The sequence below is a fragment of the Streptomyces sp. NPDC026062 genome (assembly GCF_055568375.1).
This window is the reverse complement of the sequence record NZ_JBVHOQ010000028.1, coordinates 84,598-106,449: the sequence shown is the minus strand read 5'-3', so window position 1 is coordinate 106,449 and position 21,852 is coordinate 84,598. Positions and strand designations below refer to the sequence as shown.

Sequence of the window (21,852 nt, the reverse complement as noted above, 5' to 3'; positions counted from 1 at the left end):
AGAGCGGCATATTCCTCCCCTTGCCGGTTGGCTGAATCTCTTCGTTCCGTGCCGAACCGAGGGAATCTTCACCTTCCGGTACTCGTCTGTCTGTACGGGGGCAGGAGAGCCGCAGGAGTGCACTGGGCAGGACGTGGCGTCCCGTCCGCGTAGAAAGGGTGCATGCGGGGCAGCAAACCTGAAGTCGGACAGTGGTGGGGAGTTGAAAGTCCTTGGACACGCAGGAGCGTCGAGGTGCGGTGGTCGTGCCACCGGCCAGGACGGCGAAGGAGGCGGACACCGCGGCCGGGGGGAAGCCGGGCCGGCCGGAGGTTCCTCGGCGGCCGCTCTGGGTCGAGGAACCGGCCACACACAGGCGGATGCCGGATCCGGTGCGCACGGCAGCCGTTCGGGCCGTGCTCATCACGTCGCTGACACTCATCCAGGCCATGGTCGCCTTCCTGGCGGAGCTGACCGATTCCTGGCTGGCCTTTCCGATGGTGCTCGGCGGTGTGGCCGGCACGGTGGTGGCAACCTGGTCGGTGCTGGACGTGTGGGTCACCAGGCAGGTGTGGAATCAACGCAACGGTGTGGTGTCGGTTCCCAGCAGTTCGGCCCGTCAGCTGCGCCGCGAGCGACGCGCGGCAAGGCGGGCGGCGAGGCAGGCGGCGCGTACGGACGGGCGGGACGGGGCGCGGATACGGCGGCGGGGCGCGGGCCGCCACCTCTCCCGGGCCTGACCCCGCTCACCCTCGGTCTGTTACGGAGCCCGCGCCGGTTCCTTCTCCGGCCCCTTCCGCGCGACGGCCCGCGCCCGTTCCTTCTTTCGTTCCTGCCACGGGCCCGCACCAGGTTCTTCCTCAGTTCCTGCTACGGGGCCGTGCCGGGCTCCGGATTCGTGCGGTTGGTGTCCTCGGCCTGGGGCGTGGACGCGTCCGGTGCCGGGACGGACCGCTTGAACATGCGGGTTGCGGTGATCTCTCCGTGCACCGTCTCACCGGCCGGGTCCTGCTGAGGCAGTCCGGGGCGCAGATGCTCCTCGACACTGATGTACTTCAGCCCGGCCCTCAGGTCCGCGTCGTTGCGCAACCTGATCACCAGCGGGAATTCGGCGAGCGCGGTCGTGTCGAAGAGCCCGGTGGTGTAGAGCAGCTGGACGCCCAGCGCATCCGCGACCGCGCGCTGGAGTTCCAGCAGATAGGTGGCGTTGGCGCGGCCGATGGGATTGTCGAGGAACAGCGTCCCGGCGTGCCGGTGCTGATGCCTGTCGCGGCCCCGGTCGTTGCTTCGCAGGGCGGCCATCGTGCAGTAGAGGGCGATGGCGGCGGTGAGCAGCTGGCCGCCGGAGAAGACGTCGCCCATCTGCCCGACAGGCACCCGCTCGGCGCGGAGCACCGCGTCCGGCTTCAGGATCTCCACGGCGATGCCGCGCGGTTCCAGCGCCGCCTGTACGCCGCGCAGCAGCAGGGACATCCCGTCCCGGCGCAGGTCGGAATTCTTCTTCAGGGCCGCCTTGGTCGCCTCGTCGATGACTTCGCCGAGGCGTTCGGTGAGGGTGGCCTGGTCGGGTTCCTCGAAGCGGATCCGCAGGAATTCCTGACCTGACCACTCCCCCAGGCCCTCGGGAAGGCGGGAGAGCCGCTGGGCGGAGCGGAGCGTGGTGAGCGCGGATTCCACCAGGCCGCGCAGCCGGTCGACGATGGATTCGCGGTTGCGTTCCAGCTGGGCCAGTTCGTCGGTGAGGACCCGCAGCCGGGGTGCGAAGGCCGTCGCCCACTTCTGTGCGTGCTCGGGCAGCGCCGCGGCCGGAAGTTCGCGGATCTGCTGGCGGGCCGGGGTGCGGACCTGTTCGTAGCGGGTGGAGTTGGCATGCCGTACGAGGACGTCGCTCGCCTCCCGTACGGCCGCTTCGGCGGTGGAGAGGTCGGCGGCGCAGCCGCGCAGTGAACGGCGGGCCTCGGCCGCGGACTGCCGGGCCTCCTCAAGGCTGCCGGGGTAGGGCTCGGGGTTCTCGGCGTCCTCCTCGGTGCCGTGGTCGCGCAGGAGGTCGCGCAGCAGGGCCGCGGTCTCGTCGAAGCCGCCCGCCGAGTCCTCGGCGGTGCGGTGGGCGTGCAGCAGCTCGGCGTGGGCGGCGCGGGCGGTGTCCAGCGCGGCGGTCGCGGCGGAGAGCTCCGCCGTCGCGGTCCGCAGCAGCGTCTGGGCCTGCTCGGCGTCGGCGGGAACCCGCTCGTCGGGGAGCTCGGTGTGCAGGCTCTCGCCGTCGGCCGGGGCCAGTCGCTCGGCCTCGCCGCGCAACCGGCCCAGTTGCTCGCTGGCTGCCGATGCGCGTGTCTCCAGGAGCTGGACCAGGGATTCCGCGCGGGCGGCGGCGGCCTGCCGGGAGGGACCGTCGGCGCCGTCCGTGCTCTCCAGGAGCTGGGCGGCGCGGGTGCGGACCTTGTTGGTGAGCCGGTCGAGCTCGGCCAGCGCGGCGCTCTCGTCGCTCTCCGCGCGTGCCTGTTCGGCGCGCAGGTCGGCGCCGACACCGACCTTCTCGTAGAGCTGGGACGCCGCTCGGTACGCCTCGCGCAGGGCGGGCAGGGTGTGGCGCGGGGCGCCCGCCTCCGGTTCCGGAAGGTGCTCCGGCGCGCCGGCGATCTCGGCCCGCTCGGCCCGCAGGGCACGGGCGGTGCGGCGGGCGTCGTCGGCTGCGCGCTGCGCGGCCCTGCGGTCCTCGTCGGCGGCGCGGGCGCGCTCCAGGCAGACGGTGGCGCGGGCCTCGGACTCGGCTGCCTCGTCGGCCAGTTCGCGCAGTTTCGCCTGCCAGCCCGCCCTTTCGCGGAGCCGGAAGGCGAGTCCGGCGAGTGCGTCGGCGGCCCGGCGGGCGCGCTGGGCGGCCTCCTGTCGTTCGTCGCGGACACGCGCGGTGTCGGCCGCCGCCTCGTCGGCCTCGGCCCGCACGGTGCGGGCCTCGGCGAGTACGGCCTGTGCCGTCTCGGCTGCCGTACGGGCGGTGTGGGCGGCTTCCGCGAGTTCGGTGAGCATCCCGGGCGGGCAGTCCGCACGCCAGGAGCCGATACGGGCGGCGAGCGAACGGTCCCCGGCGAGGCGGGCCGCAAGCGTACGGATGTCCTCGTCGCGCGCCGCGGTACGGCTCCTGAGTGCCTGCCGTTCCTCGTCGGCCGCGTGCTCGTCGTGCATCGCCGGGTTCGGCGGGACGAGGAACACCCCGTCGGCGCCGGTGGCGGATCCGGCGACGGGGTCCGGTACAGGCGCGAGCAGCGCGGCAGCGGTGCCCACGGCCACGGCGGAGCGCGGCAGCAGCGCTGCGGCGCCGAGGACCTCACGGGCGCGGGCGTGCGCGTCCGGGTCCGTGATGACGACGCCGTCCACGAGTTCGGGGCGGGCCGCGAGCACGGCGGCGTGGTCGGCGGGGTCGACGGCCTGGGCGAGGTAGCGCCACCCCGGCAGCGCCGGGATGCCGTGCTCGCCGAGGTATTCGACGGTGGCCAGGACGTCGGGACCAGGCGGCAGCAGCCCCCCGTCACCGAGCGCTCCCAGGATGCGGGAGTCGTCCGCCGCCGCGGTGCGCAGCTCGAAGAGCCGTCGTTCGGCGGAGGCGACGCCCTGGTCGAGGAGGCCCCGCAACTCCTCCGCGCTGCGGTCGAACTCGTCTGCGGTGAGGGGCTGTCCGGCGGGCCTGGGCTGCGCGGCGGTGGCGGTGTGGGCGCCGTGTGCGGCCGGTTCGGTCCCGTCCGGGGCGGCGGATCCGGACTCCGTACCGGTGCCGTCGTCGTACGGCTGCTGGTCCTCGGCACCGTCCTGGGTGCCCCGCCGGGGCCGGGGAACGCCTCCGGCGGTGGGCAGGCCCAGGAGGTCGGCCAGGCGGTGGTCGGCGGCGATGGACTCGGCGGCCCTGACCTCGGCCTCGTACGCCTGCTCCGCGGCGCGTGCGCCGTCGGCGGCCCGCGCCGCGGCGAGTTCGGCGCGGCTTTCGGCGGCGGCGGCCTGCCTGGACCGGTCCGCGGCGGCGCCGGCGGCCTCGCGGGCGGTGTCCCAGGCGGCTACCGCCGACTGCTCGGCGTCGTTCGCGGCAAGCGCCGCGCGGGCCGGGTCCGCGCCCGGCGCGGTGTCGTCGAGCCAGCCCGCCCGGACTGCTTCGGCGGTCTCCTGCTCCACCTCGGCCAGGCGCTGGCGCAGATGGCCGGCCTCGCTGCGGGCCCGCTGGGCCTCGGTGGCGGCGGTGGTGGCGTCCCGGTGGGCGGCCTCGCCCGCGGTCTGGAGGGTGTCGGAGCGTGCCTCCTCCTCGTTGGCGACGCTCTCGCCCGCTTCGGCTGCGGAGTGCAGGGCCCGTACGAGATCGCCGGCCGCTGTGGCACGGGCGGCCAGCGCCGGGGCGGCGTCACGCTCGGCCTCGCGGATGGCGACGGCGACGCGGGCGGAGCGGTCGCCGGCGGCACGGTGGCGGAGCACTGCCTCGGCGGCCTGCCAGGCGGAGTGCAGGGTACGGGCGTCGCCGAGCTCCCGGCGTTGCGCGGCGGCGCTCTTCTCGGCCGCGGTCAGGGCCAGGGAGGCGTGCCGGTAGGCGAGTTCGGCGGCGATCAGGGCGCTGCGGCTCCGGGTCTCCTCGGCGCCGGTGACGGTGTGGGCGGCTCCGGTGACCTGCTGGGCGAGCTCCGCGGTCCGGCCGCGCTCCAGTCCGGCGCGGACGGAGAGCCTGCGGGCCAGGGTGCGGGTGCGCCGCTCGGCTCCGGCGTGGATGTCCCGGGTCCTGGAGCGGCCCTCGGCGGCTTCCACGATGCGGCCGAGCAGGTCGACTGAGCCTGCGGTGAAGTCGCGTTCGGCGGTGAGCTCGGCACGTCGGCCCAGCTTGTTGCCGAAGCCGCTGACGAGGTCGGCAAGGCCGTCGGTGTCACGGGTGTCGGTGACGGCCCGCAGCAGCAGGTCGGTGAAGTCGGAGTCCTTCTTCACCGCGAAGAGTCCGGCCGCCTCGCCCTCGTCCGCGTTCATCTCGCGCTGGTAGCGGAAGAGTTCGGGGTCCAGGCCCAGGTCACCGAGGTGTTCGTTCCAGCGGTCGTGGATCTCTTCCCAGTGCACGTCGAGGTGCTGGTAGAACTTGCCCGCCTCGGTGAGGGCGTCACGGAAACCCTTCATGGTGCGGCGCCTGCCCCGGGCGCCGGAGGCGCCTTCGGCGGGGCGGCCGACCGAGGTGGCTTCGGCGACGGGCAGCGAGTCGAGGCTGAGCCCGGGGCCGGGGCGGAAGGAGTACCAGGCCTCGGCGAACTTCCTGGGATCGTTGGAGACCTGGCGTCCGCGCCACTCACTGACCTTGCCGACGACCACGCACTCGCCGGTCAGCGTGTGCTGCCACTCCAGCGCGACATGTCCGCAGTCCTCCGCGAGCAGGAACTTGCGCAGCACACCGGAGCTGGCGCCGCCGAGGGTGTTGCGGTGGCCGGGCAGCATCACCGAGAAGATCAGCTTCAGCAGGACGGACTTGCCGCCGCCGTTCTCCAGAAAGAGCACCCCGGCGGGGGCGGGCCGGCGCGGCGGGCCGACCGGCTCGTCCTCGAAGAACTCCGCCTGTGCCGGTGCGGGGTGGGGCACTGGCTCGCCGACGCCGCGCAGATCGAGCACGGTGTCGGCGTAGCGCGCGCCGGCGGGCCCGATGGAGTAGAGGCGGACCCGGGACAGCTCGTACATGGCGGCGGACTCTCGTCGTTCAGGCAGCGGGAAGGAGACATCGGTGGCGGGGTCGGCCCTTGGCCGGCCCCGGTCGTGCGGGGGCGGGTCAGCTGTGGAACGGCAGACCGGCGTCGGCCGCCAGCTCCAGGTCATCGGGGTCGGGCGGTGGCAGCAGGGTCGCCGATCCGTCGGTGACCGGCACCACGCCCAGTTCCAGGAGTTCGGCCATGGCGGCACCGCCTGCCATGTCCCGGACCTGGAGCTGGTAGCGGGCGGTGGTGCGGAAGGCGCCTCCGGCGTCGTCCCCGGTGCGCTGGAGGAAGCCGGAGTCGGTGAGGAAGGCCACGGCCTTGCCGACGATGCCGGTGGTGGATCCGGCCAGCCGCCGGGCGTCCTTCGTCGCTCCGGTGGCGCTGCGCCGGGCGTAGACGCGCCAGCCCGCCTCCAGGCCGGGGCCGTCACTGGCCGGGTCGGTGTTGTCGCCCTGTTCCTCCGCGCGCTCCTCCAGCCGGTGGCACGCCTGGCGGACGAAGGCGTCGACTCCGTTGACCGTGATCCGGCCGATGTACGCGTCGTCGGCGAGGTCCTCGGGGCGGGGGAACGCCATCGCGGCGACGGCCAGGTGGGCGAGCCCGTGGAGGAAGCGGTCGGCGGAGTCGGAGGAGGCGCGCCGGGCGTAGTCGCCCATGCGGACGGCGAAGACCGAGTCCTCGCCCGCCGTGACGGCCATGCCGGCCCGGGTGGACACCTCCAGCACGACGAGACCGAGGCCGGTGGCCACGGCGTCGGCGAGCCGGGCGAAGGCCGGCTCCTCCCGGTAACGGCGGAGCAGTTCGGCGTACTCGGCGTCGCGGGCGGGCAGCAGTTTGGGCTGGAGCCCGAAGGCGACGAGCCGGGAGGCGTCCGCAGCATCGGCCGGGGTGACCCCGACGGGGGCGGGCGACGGCCCGGACGAAGGCCGGTCGGCGGGGTGACCGCCCATGGGCGCCGCCCGTTCAGCCGGGAGGGCGGTGGCCGGCTCGCTCCACGCGTCGGCGTGCTCTGCGCGGTGGTCGCTCACGACGGTCGCTCCTTGCTGCGGAAATTCTTCGGTACGGGGTGGCCGAGGCCGTCTCGGAAAATCTTCGGAGTCCTCGGCACGAGGTGGCCGACGCCGTCACGAAAAGTCCTCGGAGTCCTCGGTACGGGGTGGCGGGCCATGGGGTCTATCGCGGCCGCGCGGGCTCTCCCGGGGGCGGCCGGGGCGGGGCAGGTCCTCATGTCGCCTCCGAGCGGTCCGCCGCCATGCCGACGGCATCCAGCAGGGCCGTGCCCACGATCAGGTCCGCGCCGCCGAACTCGGGGTCGTCGAGCGGGGTGCCGTCGTCCACGGAGAACAGCAGGCGCCGCTCTCCCTGCCGGTACGCGGTCCCGACCGGCGGGCTGGCCGCGTGCACCGCGAGCAGGGCCACCAGATAGGGCAGGTCCGCGTCGCTCCGCCGGGCCTCGGCCAGAAGTCCGGAGAGGCGGCGCGGTGCGTCGTGTTCCAGGTCGAGCAGCTCCATCGCGGATGCCAGCTGTTCCTCACTGAACCGGCTGTCGTCCGGGGTGGCGATCAGGTCGGGCTCGGGCATCTCGGCGCCCAGGTGCTCACGTTCCAGCGGGGGTGTGAGCAGCATGTCGACCAGGTCGCCCACCCGGACCGAGGTGGGGGTGCGCAGCCCAGTGCCGTGGGCGAAGAACGCGTCGGTGGCCCGGATGCCCTGCTCCACGGGGAGCGGCAGCAGCGGGGCCAGGAGCTGTCCGTACAGGTCGAGTCCGGTGCGGACGGCGGGTGCCGCGAAGGCCTGGCGGTCCTGCTCGGCGCGGAACAGCGGTCCGGCCTCCAGGAGGCGGGACTGGAGCTGGGTGTGGCGGCGGATGCAGTCCTTGACGATGTCGACGAGCTCGGCGGCGCGCCTCTTGTGCTCGGGCTCCTCCGCCTCGTCGCGGGCCTTGCGGATGTTGGTGAGGATCGCGTTCTCGTGGCGGTAGCGGTCGGCGACGTGGTCGAGCGCCTCGGCGATCATGTCGGGCACGGCGTTGAGCCAGTCGACCGCGCGGACGTTGCGCCGGGTCGCGTCGAGCGTCTTGCGGAGCGTCTCCGCGTACTGGACGGTCCGGTAGCGGGCCTGTTCCGCGGCGAGCTGGGCGTCGGCGAGGCGGCCCCGGCTGATCAGGACCTCCAGTTTCACCTCGGCGGCGATCTGGGCGCTGGTGACGTCCGTGTCGAGGGCGCCCACCAGGACGTTGACGGCTTCGTCGGTGGCGCGTAGGTAGACGCTGCCGCCGTATCCCGGGACTTCCTCGATCAGCTTGAAGTCGTAGTCCCGGCGGACGTAGACGCCGTCGGGTCCGAAGGTGCCGTAGACCGCCCGGAAGCCTCGGTCCACACTGCCGACGTTGATCAGGTTCTCCAGCACCCAGCGGGCGACCCGTTCGTGCTCGGCGACGGGGCGGCGCGGGGCCTGCGCGGCGACACGCGGAAGCAGTCTGGCCACTATCTGGTCGTGGTCGGCCCCGGTGTCGAAGTCCATGTTGAGGGTGACGTGGTCGATCGCGGCGAGGGCGACCTCGGCCATCGCGTACACGGTGTACTCACCCGCGAGGTTCGCCTTGCGCACGTCGAGGTCGTGCAGCGGCGCCGTGCAGGCGAGCGCCCGCAGCCGTCGCGAGAGCCCCTCGTCGGCGGCCGGGCCCGGTGCGGGCCGCGGCCCCGCGCTGAGCTGGGGCGCAGCGTTTTCCGTGTAGGCAGGCGAAGTCACGCTGCACAGATTAGGTCCTCGGACTGACAACGGTCGAAACGGCGCAGATACGGCCGGTTGCCCCGAGTCGGTCATGCCCCGTCACGGGGGCCTCCAGAAGCCCGTTCGCCCGTGGTGTCCGGGGCTCCGTAGCCTCCGCCGCCCGGGGTGCGGACGACGAGTACGTCGCCGGCCTCCAGGCCCGCGGTGTCACAGCCCTTCAGCGGGGACCGGCCGCCGTCGGCGCGTTCGATGTGCTGGCTGCCCGGCGCGCCCGTCCCGCCGCCCGCCATGCCGTACGGCGGGACGCGGCGGTGCCCGGAGAGGAGCGCGACCGTGACGGGTTCGAGGAAGCGGATCCGGCGTTCCACCCCGCAGCCGCCGTGCCAGTGCCCGGACCCGCCGGTTCCCTCGCGCACCCGGAAACTCTCCAGTCGCACCGGGTAGCGCCATTCGAGGATCTCGGGATCGGTGAGCCTCGAATTGGTCATGTGGGTCTGCACGGCGTCGGTGCCGTCGAAGCCGTCCCCCGCACCCGAACCGCTCGCCACCGTCTCGTAGTACTGCGCCCGGTCGTTGCCGAAGGTGAGGTTGTTCATGGTGCCCGACCCCTCGGCCTGTACGCCCAGGGCGGCGTACAGCGCTCCGGTGACGGCCTGCGAGGTCTCGACGTTGCCGGCGACCGTGGCCGCGGGGTGGATGGGTGCCAGCATCGAGCCCTCCGGGATTCTGATCTCCAGGGGGGTGAGGCAGCCGCTGTTGAGCGGGATGTCGTCGGCCACCAGGGTCCGGAACACGTACAGCACGGCGGCCGTGACCACCGACTTCGGGGCGTTGAAGTTGCCCGGCTGCTGCGGTGAGGTGCCGGTGAAGTCGACGAGCGCGCCGCGGGCGTCCCGGTCCACGGTCACCCTCACCTCGATCACGGCGCCGTTGTCGGTCTCGTACCGGCAGTGGCCGTCGTGCAGTCCGGCGACGATGCGGCGTACGGACTCCTCGGCGTTGTCCTGCACATGGCCCATGTAGGCGTCGACGACATCGGGGCCGAACTGGTCCGTCATACGGCGCAGTTCGGCGATGCCCTTCTCGTTGGCGGCGATCTGTGCGCGCAGGTCGGCGAGGTTGGTGTCCGGGTCGCGGGAGGGGTGTTGGGCGGTGGTGAGCAGTTCGCGGGTCTCGGGCTCGCGGAAGGTGCCGTCCCGTACCAGCAGCCAGTTGTCGAAGAGCACGCCTTCCTCGTCGACGGTACGGCTGAAGGCGGGCATGGAGCCGGGTGTGATGCCGCCGATCTCGGCGTGGTGGCCCCGCGAGGCCACCAGGAATCTCAGTTCGGGTGCGCCGTCCGGCTCGTCGAAGACCGGTGTCACGACGGTCACGTCGGGCAGATGCGTACCTCCGTGGTACGGATCGTTGATGGCGTAGACGTCGCCGGGCCGCATCGTGCCGTCGTTGCGGCGCAGCACTTCCTTGATGGACTCCCCCATGGAGCCGAGGTGTACCGGGATGTGCGGTGCGTTGGCGATCAGACTGCCGTCGGCGTCGAAGAGGGCACAGGAGAAGTCGAGCCGCTCCTTGATGTTGACCGAGTGGGCCGTGTTCTCCAGGCGCACGCCCATCTGTTCGGCGATGGACATGAAGAGGTTGTTGAAGACCTCCAGCATGACCGGGTCGACCTGTGTACCGACGGCCTGTCTGGCGGGGCGCGGGGTGGCGCGGGTCAGGACCAGATGGCCGGTGGCCCCGGGGACGGCCTGCCAGCCGGGGTCGACGACCGTGGTGGCGTCGGCCTCGGTGATGACCGCCGGACCGGTCACGGTGTCCGTGGGCCGCAGGTCCGCTCTGCGGTGGAGGGCGGCGTCCTGCCGGCGGTCCCCGGTGAACATCCGCACCGTCTCGTGGGGTTGCGGCGCGGTGGCCTCGTCCCGCTCCGGTCCGCGGGGCCGCGGCGCGGCATGTTCCCCGGCCGTCCCGGTCGCCTCGACGGAGACCGCCTCGACGACGAGCGGCCGGTCCATCGTGAAGCCGTAGCGCGCGCGGTGCTCGTCCGTGAACGCCTCGGTCATGGCGGCCACCGTGTCCAGGCCTGCGGAGAGACTCGCGTCGGTTCCCTCGTACCGCAGGAGTACGCGCGCGCGGGTACGGATCGCACGGTCCGGGACGCCGTCGGCGCGCAGGTCGTCCCGGGTACGGGCGGCCAGCGCGTCGCAGAGTTCGCCCAGACGGGCCCGGGTGGACGCGTCGAGCGGTGCCTCGACGGAGTGTTCGCGCATGGCCGTGGCGTCGGCCAGCCCGATGCCGTAGGCGGACAGCACGCCGGCCAGCGGGGGCACGAGAACCGTGTCGATGCCGAGGGCGTCGGCGACGGCGCAGACGTGCTGGCCGCCGGCGCCGCCGAAGCCGGTGAGGGCGTAGCGGGTGATGTCGTGCCCGCGCTGCACGGAGATCTTCTTGACCGCGTTCGCCATGTTGAGCACGGCGATCTCCAGGAACCCGGCGGCGGTCCCGGCGGCGGTGCGCCTCGTCCCGGTGGCCCGTGCGACTTCGTCGGCCAGTTCCTCGAAGCGTTCGCGCACGATGCCGGCGTCGAGGGGCAGGTCGCCGTCCGGCCCGAAGACGGCGGGGAAGTGTGCGGGCTGGATCCGTCCGAGCATCACCTGGGCGTCGGTGACGGTCAGCGGACCGCCTCTGCGGTAGCAGGCCGGGCCCGGCACCGCTCCGGCCGAGTCGGGGCCGACCCGGTAGCGGCGGCCGTCGAAGTGCAGGACCGAGCCGCCCCCGGCCGCGACGGTGTGGATGTTCATCATGGGGGCCCGCATCCTCACCCCGGCCACCTCGGTGCCGAGTTCCCGTTCGAACTCGCCCGCGTAGTGCGACACGTCGGTGGACGTGCCGCCCATGTCGAAGCCGATCACCCGGTCGTATCCGGCCTGCCCGGAGGTACGGGCCATGCCGACGACCCCGCCGGCCGGACCGGAGAGCACCGCGTCCTTGCCGCGGAAGTGAGCGGCCTCGCGCAGACCGCCGTTGGACTGCATGAACATCAGCCGGATGCCTTCGAGCTCGGCGGCGATCGTGTCGACGTACCGGCGCAGGATCGGCGAGAGGTAGGCGTCGACGACGGTGGTGTCGCCGCGCGGCACCAGTTTGATCAGGGGGCTGACCTCGTGGGAGCAGCTGATCTGGCCGAACCCTGCCGCGCGGGCCTCGGCGGCGACCGCCTTCTCGTGGTCCGGGTGGCGGTAGCCGTGCATGAGGACGACGGCCGCGCTGTTCAGGCCGTCGGCGCGCGCGGCGCGCAGCCGCCCGGCCACCGCCGCCCGGTCCAGGGGCCTGACGGTCCGGCCCCGGGCATCGATGCGCTCGGGGACCTCGATGACCCGCTCGTACACGGCCTCGGGGAGCAGGATGCGGCGGTCGAAGAGCCGTGGCCGGTTCTGGTAAGCGATGCGCAGGGCGTCCCGGAAGCCTTCGGTGATGACGAGGACGGTGGGTTCACCGCGCCGCTCCAGCAGGGCGTTGGTGGCGACGGTGGTGCCCATCTTGACAACCGCCACCCGGTCGGCGGGGACAGGTTCGTCCGGTGCGAGCCCCAGCAGCAGCCGGATACCGGCGACCGCGGCGTCCCCGTGGCGGTCCGGGTCGTGCGAGAGGAGCTTGCGGGTGACCAGCCGCCCTTCGGGGTCCTTGCCCACCACATCGGTGAACGTGCCGCCTCGGTCGATCCAGAACTCCCAGCGTCCGGTCATCCCTCCATAGTGGCGCGCGGTCCTCCTGGACGGGCGCAGGGCGCGAAGGGGATGCGGTCCGGGGCACGGCGCAGGCCCCGGGTGGCGGAGCCGGTGGGGCGCGGCGCGCCCCCGGCGCGCTGCGTTCCCGTGTTCCCCGGCCGTGCGGTCCCCGGAACGGGGTGTCCGAAGCGCGTTCCCGGCGTGCGGTCCCCGCGGCTTGGTGTCCGGCCCTCGTCAGACCGCCGGTGTGTCCGGCCCGATCCTGCTGCGTACGGCTGACTGCACCTCGGCCTCCTCGGCCGGATCGGCGGCCAGCCGCCGCAGTCGCTCGGCCACCCTGACATCGCCGGTCTCCGCGTGGCGTGCGGCGACCTCCCGGGTCGTCTCCTCGCAGTCCCACAGGCATTCGACGGCGAAGCCGGTGGCGAAGGAGGGGTCGGTGGCGGCAAGGGCCCGGGCGGCCCTGCCCCGCAGATGCGAGGAGGACGTCTCGCGGTAGACATGGCGCAGTACGGGAGCGGCACAGGCGATGCCGAGCCGGCCGGCGCCGTCGACCAGGGACCACAGGCGAGGCGCGTCCGGCCCCTCGCCCCGTACGGCGTCACGCAGCGCGCCCAGGACCAGCGGAGCGTCCTGCGCGCCGCCACGACCGGCCAGCACCCCGGCCGCCGAGGCACCCAGCGCGTCGGGCCGCCGAGCCCAGCGGCGGGCCCGTTCCACGGCAGGTTCGCCGCACATCCGCTCGAATGCGGCGACGGCCGCTTCCGCGACCGCGGGCGAGGCGCCGACCGCCGTGGCCTCGATCAGGTCGAGCACGGCCGGGTCGCGGACCTCGGCGGCGAGGTAGTGCAGCGCGGCGCAGCGGGCGCCCTCCGGACCGCTGCGCGCGGCGTCGACGATCACGGGCCGGTCCTCGGGGCCCGCCACCGCGGAGAGGCAGCGGGCGGCCGGAACATGGAGGGGGCTGCCCCGGTCGAGCCCTTCCTGGGCCCAGTCGAAGACCGCCTGGACGCTCCATCCCGGGCGCGGTCCGCCGGGCCGCATCTGCCGCTGCCAGCGGTCGAACGAGCCCTGTTCGGAGGCGGCTCGCACCCTGGCTCCGACCGATTCACGCGGATCGTCGGCCCAGAGCCGCCAGGGGCGGGGCTCGTAGGCGTCGCGCACGGTTGCGGCCAGTTGGGCGCGGCCCTCGGCATCCTCCGGGAAGCGGGCGAGCACGGGCACGGCGAGCGAACGGAGCCCGGCGTCGTCGTCACGCAGCGCCAGCTCGTCCAGGGCCCAGGCCCAGTTGGCACCGGTCGCGGCATAGCGCCTCAACAGGGCGAGGGCATCGTCACGGCCGTACGAGGCGAGGTGTCCGAGGACGGCCAGAGCCAGGCCGGTCCGTGAGTCGTCCGTGTCGAGGTGGTCGTCGGCATCGCACAGGTGCCGCTCGATCTCCTCGATCCCGCCGTCGAGGTCGAGATACAGACGTGCGTAGTAGAGGGAGCGGTTCTCGACCTGCCAGTCGTGACGCGGGTCGCTCAGGACGCAGTGGTTGAGAGCCGCCAGGGCCTCGGGGCGTGGTGCGGCGAGTGCGTGGAGCGTGCCGTCGCCGCGGCCCCTCTGCAACAGGCCGAGCAGGGTGCCGCTCGGCGCTATGAACGGATCAAACATGGGAAAAGCCTCACATCAAGCTGTCGACGCAACCGGGGACTGTGCAGTTCCGCGTGCCTGGTGGGCACTAGACCGCGCAGCAACATGATCGGCCGACCGCCGTCTTCTGCCTGGTGTAGACCATCTTCCTCTGCCTCTCGTCGGTGGCCCGAATCGGGCCCGCGACGTCATGATGACCCAGCCATTTCGCCACCGCGACCACATTTACGACGAAGCCCCATCAGCGGGTGCCGAAGAGTTCCAGCAGGTCGGCCTTGCCGAACATGCGCGCCGTGTCCAGCGCGGAGGGTGTTCCGGCCGCCGGATCGGCTCCGGCGGCGAGCAGCGCCTCGATCACCGCGTCCTCGCCCTTGAAGACGGCTCCGGCGAGGGGTGTCTGCCCTCGGTCGTTGGCGCGGTCGGGGTCGGCGCCGCGGCCGGTCAGGGCGACGACCGCGGGGGCGTGGCCGTGGTAGGCCGCGAGCATCAGCAGCGAGTCGCCACGGTCGTTGGTGAGGTTGACCGGGACGCCGGCGTCGACGTAGGCCGCGAGCGCGTCGGTGTCTCCTGAGCGCGCCAGGTCGAAGACCTTGGTCGCCAGCTCGACCACCTCGGGATCGGGGGTTTCGCTCATCGGGGGACCACCTTCCATTAGCCGTTTCCGCCGGCGCCGGCCTGCCGGGGCGTGCACCGCGTGGGCCGTACGAGTGAACCGACAGGGTACTGCCCGAACGCGTCCCTGCCCCGGCCCGCCCGCGGCAAACGGTCACGTCGGGTGACGAAGGGGAGGGCGCCGGACACCGGAAGCTCCTTGACCGCGCCCCCGTGTCCGCCAGTCCAGTGAAAAACCAGACTTTTCACCCGATTGCAGCTTTTATCCTATAGATACTTCCGGTGAGGTTGGAAGGACTCATGGTGACTGTCCCCACAACCAGGAGAACCACTCATGATCCTTTCCATGTCAGGCGTCGTCATCCTCGGCATCATCGTCTTCCTGTTCTTCAGGAAGGACGGCCTCAAGGCGTCGCACGCCCTCGTCACCGCCCTGTTCGGCTTCTATCTGGCCGGCACCGCCATCGCACCGAGCATCACCGCGGGCGGCGCGAGCCTCGCCGGCCTCTTGGGCGGGATCAAGTTCTGACCTCCGCTCCCGCTCCCACCCCCTCCAGGAGACCGACGTGGCCCGGCGACCACTCCCCCGCATTCTGAGCAGCGGCAGCGCTTCGATCACTCGCAGTCGCGAGTTCGCGCGCACGGCCGCCGACAGCGCCACCGACGTGCTCCATCCGCTGATCATGATCACTCGTGGTCTGCGGCTGCTGGCCGGTGCAGGACGGCAGAAGTGGGCCGCGACGCCCAAGGACAGACGTGGTCCCACGCTGTTCCTCGTCGCGGCCTGCGTGCTCGTGGTCGCGCTCATCCCGCACGGTCCCCTGCTGGCCCTCGTCCTGGTGATGGGCGCCGCCGCGTGGAAGGGACGGCGACGCACCCCCGTCAGGACCGGCCCCGACGAGGCGGAGACCGGGCGTCTGCAAGCTCTGTACGAGGCGCTCGTGCCGTACTTCTCGACGGCCGACGACCCCAGTCCGCTGTTCGCCCACGGCGGTGAGTGGAGCAAGGTCTTCAGCGGGTACACGTTCGACGGCGACGGCCGGGTCAGCAGTCTCCGTGTGACATATCCCGCCTACTTCACCGACAGCGAGGCCGCCTCCCGCGCCCGGATCGAACAGCTCCTGCACGCCAAGTCCGGCCGCGGCAGGGAGTACCTGTTCAGCTGGGACGAGGAGGGCAACCAGCTCGTCATGGATGTGCTCGCCCCCCTGCCCACCTCTCTCGCCGCCCAGCACTTCGTCACGGCCCCCGGCGAGACCGTCCTCGGGTTCACCGACGACGACGCGGTGCAGCGCACCGTCCCGGTGAGTGACGGTGACGAGACCCGGGACGCGCCCGGAGTCGTCTGGCGGACCGGCGCACGCTCCACCGAGCCGCACCTGCTGATCGCCGGACAGCCCGGCAGCGGCACCACCACACTGCTGCGTTCCATCGCCCTGCAGGCGCTCCAGAAGGGCGACATCCTGATCATCGACGGCAGCGGCACCGGCGAGTACGCGTGCTTCACCGGACGTGAAGGGGTCCTGGCCGTCGAGTGCGGACTGGCCGGGTCACTGTCCACCCTCGAATGGGCGGCCAACGAGACCGAGCGGCGGCTGATCGACGCCAGCAGGGCCCGGCAGTCCGGCCAGGCCGCCCCCGAGGACACCCGGCGCCCCCTCTGGATCCTGCTGGACCGGCCGAGCGCACTCGCCCACCTCGCCTCGGCGGGCGGCGGACCCGATCCGCAGGAACTGCTCCAGGTGCCCCTGCGGCACGGCAGGGCCGCCAACGTCACCGTGGTGATGACCGAGCAGCTCGACTGCCTGGACGGCCTGAGCGACACCGTCCGGTCCCACACCAGGGCCCGGGTCGTGCTCGGCCGCTGCTCACCCGGGCAGATCGAGTCCGTCCTCGGCCTGGAGCCGCACACCACTCCCACCCCTGACGTCCCGCCCGGCCGGGGGTACGCGCGGCTCGGCACCGGCCAGGTGCTCCGGATCCAGGTGCCGGCCACGCCCGACCCCTACGACGACGCGACGAGTGAGGCACAGCGCAAAGCGGTGCTCGATCTGCTTCCCGAGCGGCGCACCGCGATCGAGGCGAGCGTGCCCGACCCGGTGGCGGCGGACACCGTGACCGCTTCCGTCGCCGTCGAGGGCCTGGCCCTCAGCGACTGACCCGGGTGCTGACGTGGGGCCCGCGGATCCGTTGATCCACGGGCCCCACGTCAGCATCACAGGCGCTCAGGCCACGAACGTGCGGGGCGCCTCGGCCCCCGCCCACGCCCCCGAACCGACCAGCTGGGCGGCGGCCGCGAGCCGGAGGGCCGCCTCGTCCGCCACCGGACCGCCGACCGTGAACGGCAGCCGCACATAGCCCTCGAAGGCCCCGTCGACCCCGAACCGAGGGCCGGACGGCACCCGCACCCCGACCCGCTCCCCGGCCACCGCGAGCCGCGAGCCGGAGAGCCCGCCGGTGCGGACCCAGAGCGTCAGCCCGCCGCCCGGCACGGTGAACTCCCAGTCCGGCAGCTCCCGGCGCACCGCCGCGACAAGCGCGTCCCTGTTGTCCCGCGCCTGCTCCCTGCGGACCCGCACGGCCCGCTCCCAGCCGCCGGTGCGCATCAGCCAGTTGACAGCCAGCTGTTCGAGGACCGGGGTCCCCATGTCCGCGTAGGCGCGGGCGGCCACCAGGCTGCGGATCACTTCCGGTGCGGCCCGTACCCAGCCGATGCGCATGCCGGCCCAGAAGGCCTTGCTGGCCGATCCGACAGTGAGCACGGTGCTGCCGGCCGGGTCGAAGGCGCAGACACGGCGGGGCATCCGCACCTCGTCGTCCAGACACAGCTCCTGCATCGTCTCGTCGACGACCAGAACCGTGCCGGCCGAACGCGCGGCGTCCACCAGCGCGCGGCGGCGGTCCTCGTCGGCGAGGGCGCCGGTGGGGTTGTGGAAGTCCGCGACGACGTACGCGAGCCGGGGCGCCGCGTCCCGCAGCACCTGACGCCACCGGTTCATGTCCCAGCCGCCGAGCCCCTCCTCCATGGCCACCGGCACAAGGCGGGCACCGGCCTCCCGCATCAGCTGGAGGATGTTGGCGTAACTCGGGGACTCCACCGCGATCCGTTCGCCCCGGCCGGCGAAGAGATGGCAGATGGCGTCGATGGCGCCCATCGCCCCGGTGGTGACCATGACCTGCTCGGGCATCGTGGGGATGCCGTCTGCGGTGTACCGGTCGGCGATCATCTGCCGCAGGGCGGGCAGTCCGGCCGGGTAGTCGCCGTGGGTGTGGGCGTACGGGGGCAGCTCCTCCAGGGCGCCCTGGAAGGCCTGGGTCAGCCACGGCTCGGGGGCGGGCAGTGACGCGCAGCCCAGGTCGATCATCGAGCCGAGCGCCTCGGGCGGCAGCGGTTCCAGTCCGCGCGCGGGCAGCGGGTTGCCCGCGGGGGCGGCCGTCCAGCTGCCGGCCCCGCGCCGCGACTCCAGGAAGCCCTCGGCCCGCATCGCCTCGTAGGCCGCGGCCACCGTCGTACGGCTGACGGAGAGAGCGAGGGCCAGCTCACGCTCGGCAGGCAGCCGGGCGGCGACCGGGACACGGCCTTCGAGCACAAGGAGCCGGATGCCGTCGGCCAGCGCCCGGTAGGCGGGCGGCCTGCGGCCACCGGGCCCCGCCGGCTGCCGGGGCTTCTGGGCGTGGAGCTGCCGGGCGAGCTGTGCCGCACCGACGGCTGAAGTCCACTGCGCCATAAAATCAGTCCACCTTCCTCTGATTGGCCATGGTTGACTGCCAATCCCCTGCCACAGAGTGACATGCGGCAGTCCACAACCACCACACCAGGGGGTACCCCTTGTCCATCACCGCCGTGCCGCGCGGGTCGCACCTCCCCCGACGCCTGATCCAGCTCTACGCGGGCCTGGCGCTGTACGGGGCGAGTTCGGCGCTGCTGGTCGTCGCCGGACTCGGGCTGGAGCCCTGGGGCGTGCTGCACCAGGGGCTCGCCGAGCGCACGGGGATCAGCATCGGGACCGTCTCGATCATCATCGGCGCCATCGTGCTGCTGCTCTGGATTCCGCTCCGGCAGCGGCCGGGCCTGGGCACCGTCTCCAACGTCTTCGCCGTCGGCCTCGCGATGGACGGCACCCTCGCCCTCGTCCCCGAGACGCACGGGCTCGCGGCGCGGGCCGGGGTGATGGTGGCGGGGGTCGTCCTCAACGGCGTGGCGACGGGGCTCTACATCGCCGCCCGCTTCGGCTCCGGTCCGCGCGACGGGCTGATGACCGGGCTGCATCAGCGGACGGGCCGGTCGATCCGGCTCGTCCGTACGGCCATCGAGATCGCGGTCGTGGCCACCGGATTCCTGCTCGGCGGCTCCCTCGGCGTGGGCACGGTCCTGTACGCCCTCGCCATCGGCCCGCTCGCCCAGCTCTTCCTGCGCTTCTTCACGGTGCCGGAAAGCGGTGGCACCACGGCCACCGTTCCGTCGCCCGGACAGGCCATACTGCCGCAGTGACTTCCGTACGCCACCCCTATCTGGACCACCCCGCACCGCTCGCGTTCGCCCACCGGGGCGGGGCGGCGGACGGGATCGAGAACACCGCGGCCGCGTTCCGGCGGGCCGCCGACGCCGGGTACCGGTACTTCGAGACCGATGTGCACGCCTCGGCGGACGGCCGGCTGGTCGCCTTCCACGACCCCACTCTGGACCGGGTCACGGACGCCCGGGGCCGGATAGCGGAGCTGCCGTGGAGCGAGATACGCCGGGCCCGGGTGGCGGGGCGCGAACCGCTGCCGCTGTTCGAGGAACTGCTTGAGGCGTTTCCCGAGGCGCGCTGGAACGTGGACATCAAGGCCGCACCGGCACTCGCGCCCCTCGTGGAGCTGATCCGCCGGACGGACTCCTGGGACCGGGTGTGCGTCGGCTCGTTCTCCGAGGCGCGGGTCGCCAGGGCGCACCGGCTGGCTGGCCCCCGCCTCGCCACCTCCTACGGCGTCCGGGGCGTCCTGGGGCTGCGGCTCCGGTCGTACGGCATTCCGGCGGCGCTGCGTGCCGGCGCGGTCTGCGCGCAGGTGCCGGAGAGCCGGGGCGGCGTCCGGGTCGTCGACCGGCGCTTCGTACGCGAGGCGCACGCGCGGGGGCTCCAGGTGCACGTCTGGACGGTGAACGAGCCGGAGCGGATGGCCGCGCTCCTGGACCTCGGAGTGGATGGCATCATGACCGATCACATCGAGACGCTGCGAACGGTGCTGAGCGAGCGGGGGGCCTGGGCCTGACGCCGGCCCCGGTGACGTCTCCACGGGGAGAGACGAGGGGTGCGCAATGAGCGCCGAGACCGCGGAAACCGCCGAACCGGCGGACGGCACCACCGGCGGGGCGGCAGACCCCGGCGAACGACGCCGCGAGCAACGCGGCTGGTACTTCTACGACTTCGCCTGCTCCGTCTACTCGACGAGCGTCGTCACGGTGTTCCTCGGCCCGTATCTGACCTCGGTCGCCAAGGCCGCCGCCGACGCCGACGGCTACGTGCATCCGCTGGGCATCCCGGTCCGCGCCGGATCGCTGTTCGCCTACACGATCTCGGCCTCCCTCGTGCTCGCGGTGATCCTGATGCCGATGGCGGGCGCCGCGGCCGACCGCACAGGCCGCAAGAAGCCGCTGCTCGCGGCTGCGGCCTACACGGGCGCCACCGCGACCGCGGCGATGTTCTTCCTGGACGGCCACCGCTATCTGCTCGGCGCCTTCCTGCTCATCGTGGCGAACGCCTCGATCTCCGTGTCGATGGTGATCTACAACGCGTATCTGCCGCAGATCGCGGAGCCCGACGAACGCGACGCGGTCTCCTCCCGGGGCTGGGCCTTCGGCTACACGTCGGGAGCCCTGGTCCTCGTCCTCGATCTGATCCTCTACACCGGCCACGACTCCTTCGGTCTCTCCGAGGCGGACGCCGTGCGGATCTGCCTCGCCTCGGCCGGCGTCTGGTGGGGCGCCTTCACCGTCATACCCCTGCGGCGACTGCGCGACCGGAACACGGGGACGGGCGGCACGGCGGTGGCCGGCAGCGGGTGGCGGCAGCTGAGGGCGACCCTGCGCGACATGCGGCGCCACCCCCTCACCCTCGCCTTCCTGCTGGCGTACCTCGTCTACAACGACGGCGTGCAGACCGTCATCTCGCAGGCATCCGTGTACGGCTCCGAGGAACTGGACCTGAGCCAGACGACGCTGATCACGGCGGTGCTGCTGGTCCAGGTGCTGGCGGTCGCCGGAGCGCTCGGCATGGGGCGGATGGCCCGGACGTACGGTGCGAAGCACACGGTCCTCGGGTCGCTCGTCGTCTGGACGCTGATCCTCGTCGCCGGCTACTTCCTGCCCGCCGGCTCGCCGGTCTTCTTCTACGCGCTGGCCGCGGCGATCGGCCTCGTCCTCGGCGGCAGCCAGGCGCTGTCCCGGTCCCTCTTCTCCCATCTGGTGCCGCGCGGCAAGGAGGCCGAGTACTTCTCCGCGTACGAGATGAGCGACCGCGGCCTGAGCTGGCTGGGGCCACTGGTGTTCGGGCTCGCGTACCAGCTGACCGGCAGTTATCGGGATGCGATCATCTCGTTGGTGGTCTTCTTCGTGATCGGTTCCGTGCTGCTCGCGAGGGTGCCGGTCAGACAGGCTGTGGCGGCGGCCGGGAATCCTGTTCCCGAACGGATTTAGACGTTGAAGTGAAAGGCCGGTAGTGTACGCCTTTGGCCTGCCCGGAGGACCGTTACTGCGAGTGGAAGAACCCAAACCGTTGGGTGACAACTTCCGCCAGATGTGACAAACCGGGCATTGGCGGGTACGAGAACACTCGCAAACCTGAAAAAGCAGCGGCACGACGGGCGACGCATGACCGGCAACGGGAATCTTTGCCGCCGACCGGACGTTGACCGGATGACGACGACAGCGACATTTGTCCTGTGGGCGACAAGCCCGGGAGGCACGATTCATGAGTGAGCGAGCTCTCCGCGGCACGCGACTCGTGGTTACCAGCTACGAGACGGACCGCGGCATCGATCTGGCCCCGCGCCAGGCGGTGGAGTACGCATGCCAGAACGGACATCGATTTGAGATGCCGTTCTCGGTAGAGGCGGAAATTCCGCCGGAGTGGGAGTGCAAGGCGTGTGGCGCCCAGGCACTCCTGGTGGACGGGGATGGCCCCGAGGAGAAGAAGGGCAAGCCTGCGCGTACGCACTGGGACATGCTCATGGAGCGGCGCACACGCGAGGAGCTGGAAGAGGTGCTGGCCGAGAGGCTGGCGGTTCTGCGCTCCGGCGCCATGAATATCGCCGTGCATCCGCGGGACAGCAGGAAGTCTGCTTGACCGGGTAGCACCGCATCGAGACAGAGCCGTGGGGGGGGGGGGGGGGGGGGGGGGGGGGCCCCCCCGGGGGGGGGGGGGGGGGGGGGGGGGGGGGGGGGGGGGGGGGGGGGGGCCCCCGGCTCCCGCTCTCCAGGGCGGAGGCGGGGG

14 protein-coding genes are annotated in these 21,852 nt (G+C 72.7%); 7 read left to right on the top strand and 7 right to left on the bottom strand.

The annotated features are described in order from the left end of the window. Positions 1-212: 212 nt before the first annotated feature. Positions 213-719 (top strand): hypothetical protein, encoded by a 507-nt coding sequence (locus ACZ4LX_RS24615; protein WP_467643766.1) that lies wholly within the window; start codon positions 213-215, stop codon positions 717-719. Between the two features lie 130 nt (positions 720-849). On the opposite strand, the gene ACZ4LX_RS24610 is transcribed toward ACZ4LX_RS24615, so the two are convergent. The 6 genes from ACZ4LX_RS24610 to ACZ4LX_RS24585 all read right to left on the bottom strand — a co-directional run bounded on the left by ACZ4LX_RS24610 (position 850) and on the right by ACZ4LX_RS24585 (position 14,402). Continuing rightward, positions 850-5,661: a hypothetical protein gene (locus ACZ4LX_RS24610; protein WP_467643763.1), complete on the bottom strand. Its 4,812-nt coding sequence runs from the start codon at positions 5,659-5,661 to the stop codon at positions 850-852. An 88-nt stretch (positions 5,662-5,749) separates the two neighbouring features. After that, the gene (locus ACZ4LX_RS24605; RefSeq protein ID WP_467643760.1) at positions 5,750-6,703 is read right to left on the bottom strand and encodes a hypothetical protein; all 954 of its coding nucleotides are present in this window, start codon (positions 6,701-6,703) and stop codon (positions 5,750-5,752) included. Positions 6,704-6,899: 196 nt separating this feature from the next. Further along, positions 6,900-8,426 carry a hypothetical protein gene (locus tag ACZ4LX_RS24600; RefSeq protein ID WP_467643759.1) on the bottom strand — a complete coding sequence of 509 codons (1,527 nt, stop codon included), beginning with the start codon at positions 8,424-8,426 and terminating at the stop codon, positions 6,900-6,902. Between the two features lie 71 nt (positions 8,427-8,497). Next, entirely contained in the window at positions 8,498-12,151 is a 3,654-nt protein-coding gene (locus tag ACZ4LX_RS24595) for a hydantoinase B/oxoprolinase family protein (RefSeq protein ID WP_467643757.1), read from the bottom strand. A 216-nt stretch (positions 12,152-12,367) separates the two neighbouring features. Continuing rightward, a complete protein-coding gene (locus ACZ4LX_RS24590; RefSeq protein ID WP_467643755.1) occupies positions 12,368-13,789 on the bottom strand; it encodes a HEAT repeat domain-containing protein in 1,422 nt (473 codons plus the stop codon). A gap of 220 nt (positions 13,790-14,009) precedes the next feature. Beyond that, positions 14,010-14,402: an ankyrin repeat domain-containing protein gene (locus ACZ4LX_RS24585; RefSeq protein ID WP_467643753.1), complete on the bottom strand. Its 393-nt coding sequence runs from the start codon at positions 14,400-14,402 to the stop codon at positions 14,010-14,012. Between the two features lie 312 nt (positions 14,403-14,714). Here ACZ4LX_RS24585 and ACZ4LX_RS24580 point away from each other — a divergent pair, with 312 nt between their 5' ends. Both ACZ4LX_RS24580 and ACZ4LX_RS24575 read left to right on the top strand, forming a co-directional pair. Next, complete coding sequence (locus ACZ4LX_RS24580; RefSeq protein WP_018103962.1) at positions 14,715-14,909, top strand: hypothetical protein; 195 nt, start codon at positions 14,715-14,717, stop codon at positions 14,907-14,909. 37 nt (positions 14,910-14,946) lie between these two features. Continuing rightward, positions 14,947-16,539, top strand: a complete 1,593-nt coding sequence (locus ACZ4LX_RS24575) for a P-loop NTPase family protein (RefSeq protein ID WP_467643750.1) — start codon at positions 14,947-14,949, stop codon at positions 16,537-16,539. Between the two features lie 66 nt (positions 16,540-16,605). On the opposite strand, the gene ACZ4LX_RS24570 is transcribed toward ACZ4LX_RS24575, so the two are convergent. After that, entirely contained in the window at positions 16,606-18,108 is a 1,503-nt protein-coding gene (locus ACZ4LX_RS24570) for an SCO1417 family PLP biosynthesis transcription factor (protein WP_467643748.1), read from the bottom strand. A gap of 101 nt (positions 18,109-18,209) precedes the next feature. On the opposite strand from ACZ4LX_RS24570, the gene yczE reads away from it, so the two are divergent. From yczE to ACZ4LX_RS24550, 4 genes are all read left to right on the top strand, one after another. Next, positions 18,210-18,872 carry a membrane protein YczE gene (gene yczE / locus ACZ4LX_RS24565; RefSeq protein ID WP_467643746.1) on the top strand — a complete coding sequence of 221 codons (663 nt, stop codon included), beginning with the start codon at positions 18,210-18,212 and terminating at the stop codon, positions 18,870-18,872. Next, positions 18,869-19,633, top strand: coding sequence for a glycerophosphodiester phosphodiesterase (locus tag ACZ4LX_RS24560; protein ID WP_467643745.1), 765 nt, complete (start codon positions 18,869-18,871; stop codon positions 19,631-19,633). Before yczE ends, ACZ4LX_RS24560 begins: the two co-directional genes overlap by 4 nt. A 46-nt stretch (positions 19,634-19,679) precedes the next feature. Further along, positions 19,680-21,056, top strand: coding sequence for an MFS transporter (locus ACZ4LX_RS24555; protein WP_467643743.1), 1,377 nt, complete (start codon positions 19,680-19,682; stop codon positions 21,054-21,056). 274 nt (positions 21,057-21,330) lie between these two features. After that, a complete protein-coding gene (locus ACZ4LX_RS24550) occupies positions 21,331-21,705 on the top strand; it encodes an RNA polymerase-binding protein RbpA (RefSeq protein WP_003959706.1) in 375 nt (124 codons plus the stop codon). Positions 21,706-21,852 lie beyond the last annotated feature (147 nt).

Bases quoted from the DNA above. Each gene is read 5' to 3' on its own strand.
- ACZ4LX_RS24610 (WP_467643763.1), bottom strand. From the start codon at position 5,661: ATGTACGAGCTGTCCCGGGTCCGCCTCTACTCCATCGGGCCCGCCGGC.
- ACZ4LX_RS24595 (WP_467643757.1), bottom strand. From the start codon at position 12,151: ATGACCGGACGCTGGGAGTTCTGGATCGACCGAGGCGGCACGTTCACC.
- ACZ4LX_RS24590 (WP_467643755.1), bottom strand. From the start codon at position 13,789: ATGTTTGATCCGTTCATAGCGCCGAGCGGCACCCTGCTCGGCCTGTTG.
- ACZ4LX_RS24585 (WP_467643753.1), bottom strand. From the start codon at position 14,402: ATGAGCGAAACCCCCGATCCCGAGGTGGTCGAGCTGGCGACCAAGGTC.
- ACZ4LX_RS24580 (WP_018103962.1), top strand. From the start codon at position 14,715: ATGATCCTTTCCATGTCAGGCGTCGTCATCCTCGGCATCATCGTCTTC.
- ACZ4LX_RS24570 (WP_467643748.1), bottom strand. From the start codon at position 18,108: ATGGCGCAGTGGACTTCAGCCGTCGGTGCGGCACAGCTCGCCCGGCAG.
- ACZ4LX_RS24555 (WP_467643743.1), top strand. From the start codon at position 19,680: ATGAGCGCCGAGACCGCGGAAACCGCCGAACCGGCGGACGGCACCACC.
- ACZ4LX_RS24550 (WP_003959706.1), top strand. From the start codon at position 21,331: ATGAGTGAGCGAGCTCTCCGCGGCACGCGACTCGTGGTTACCAGCTAC.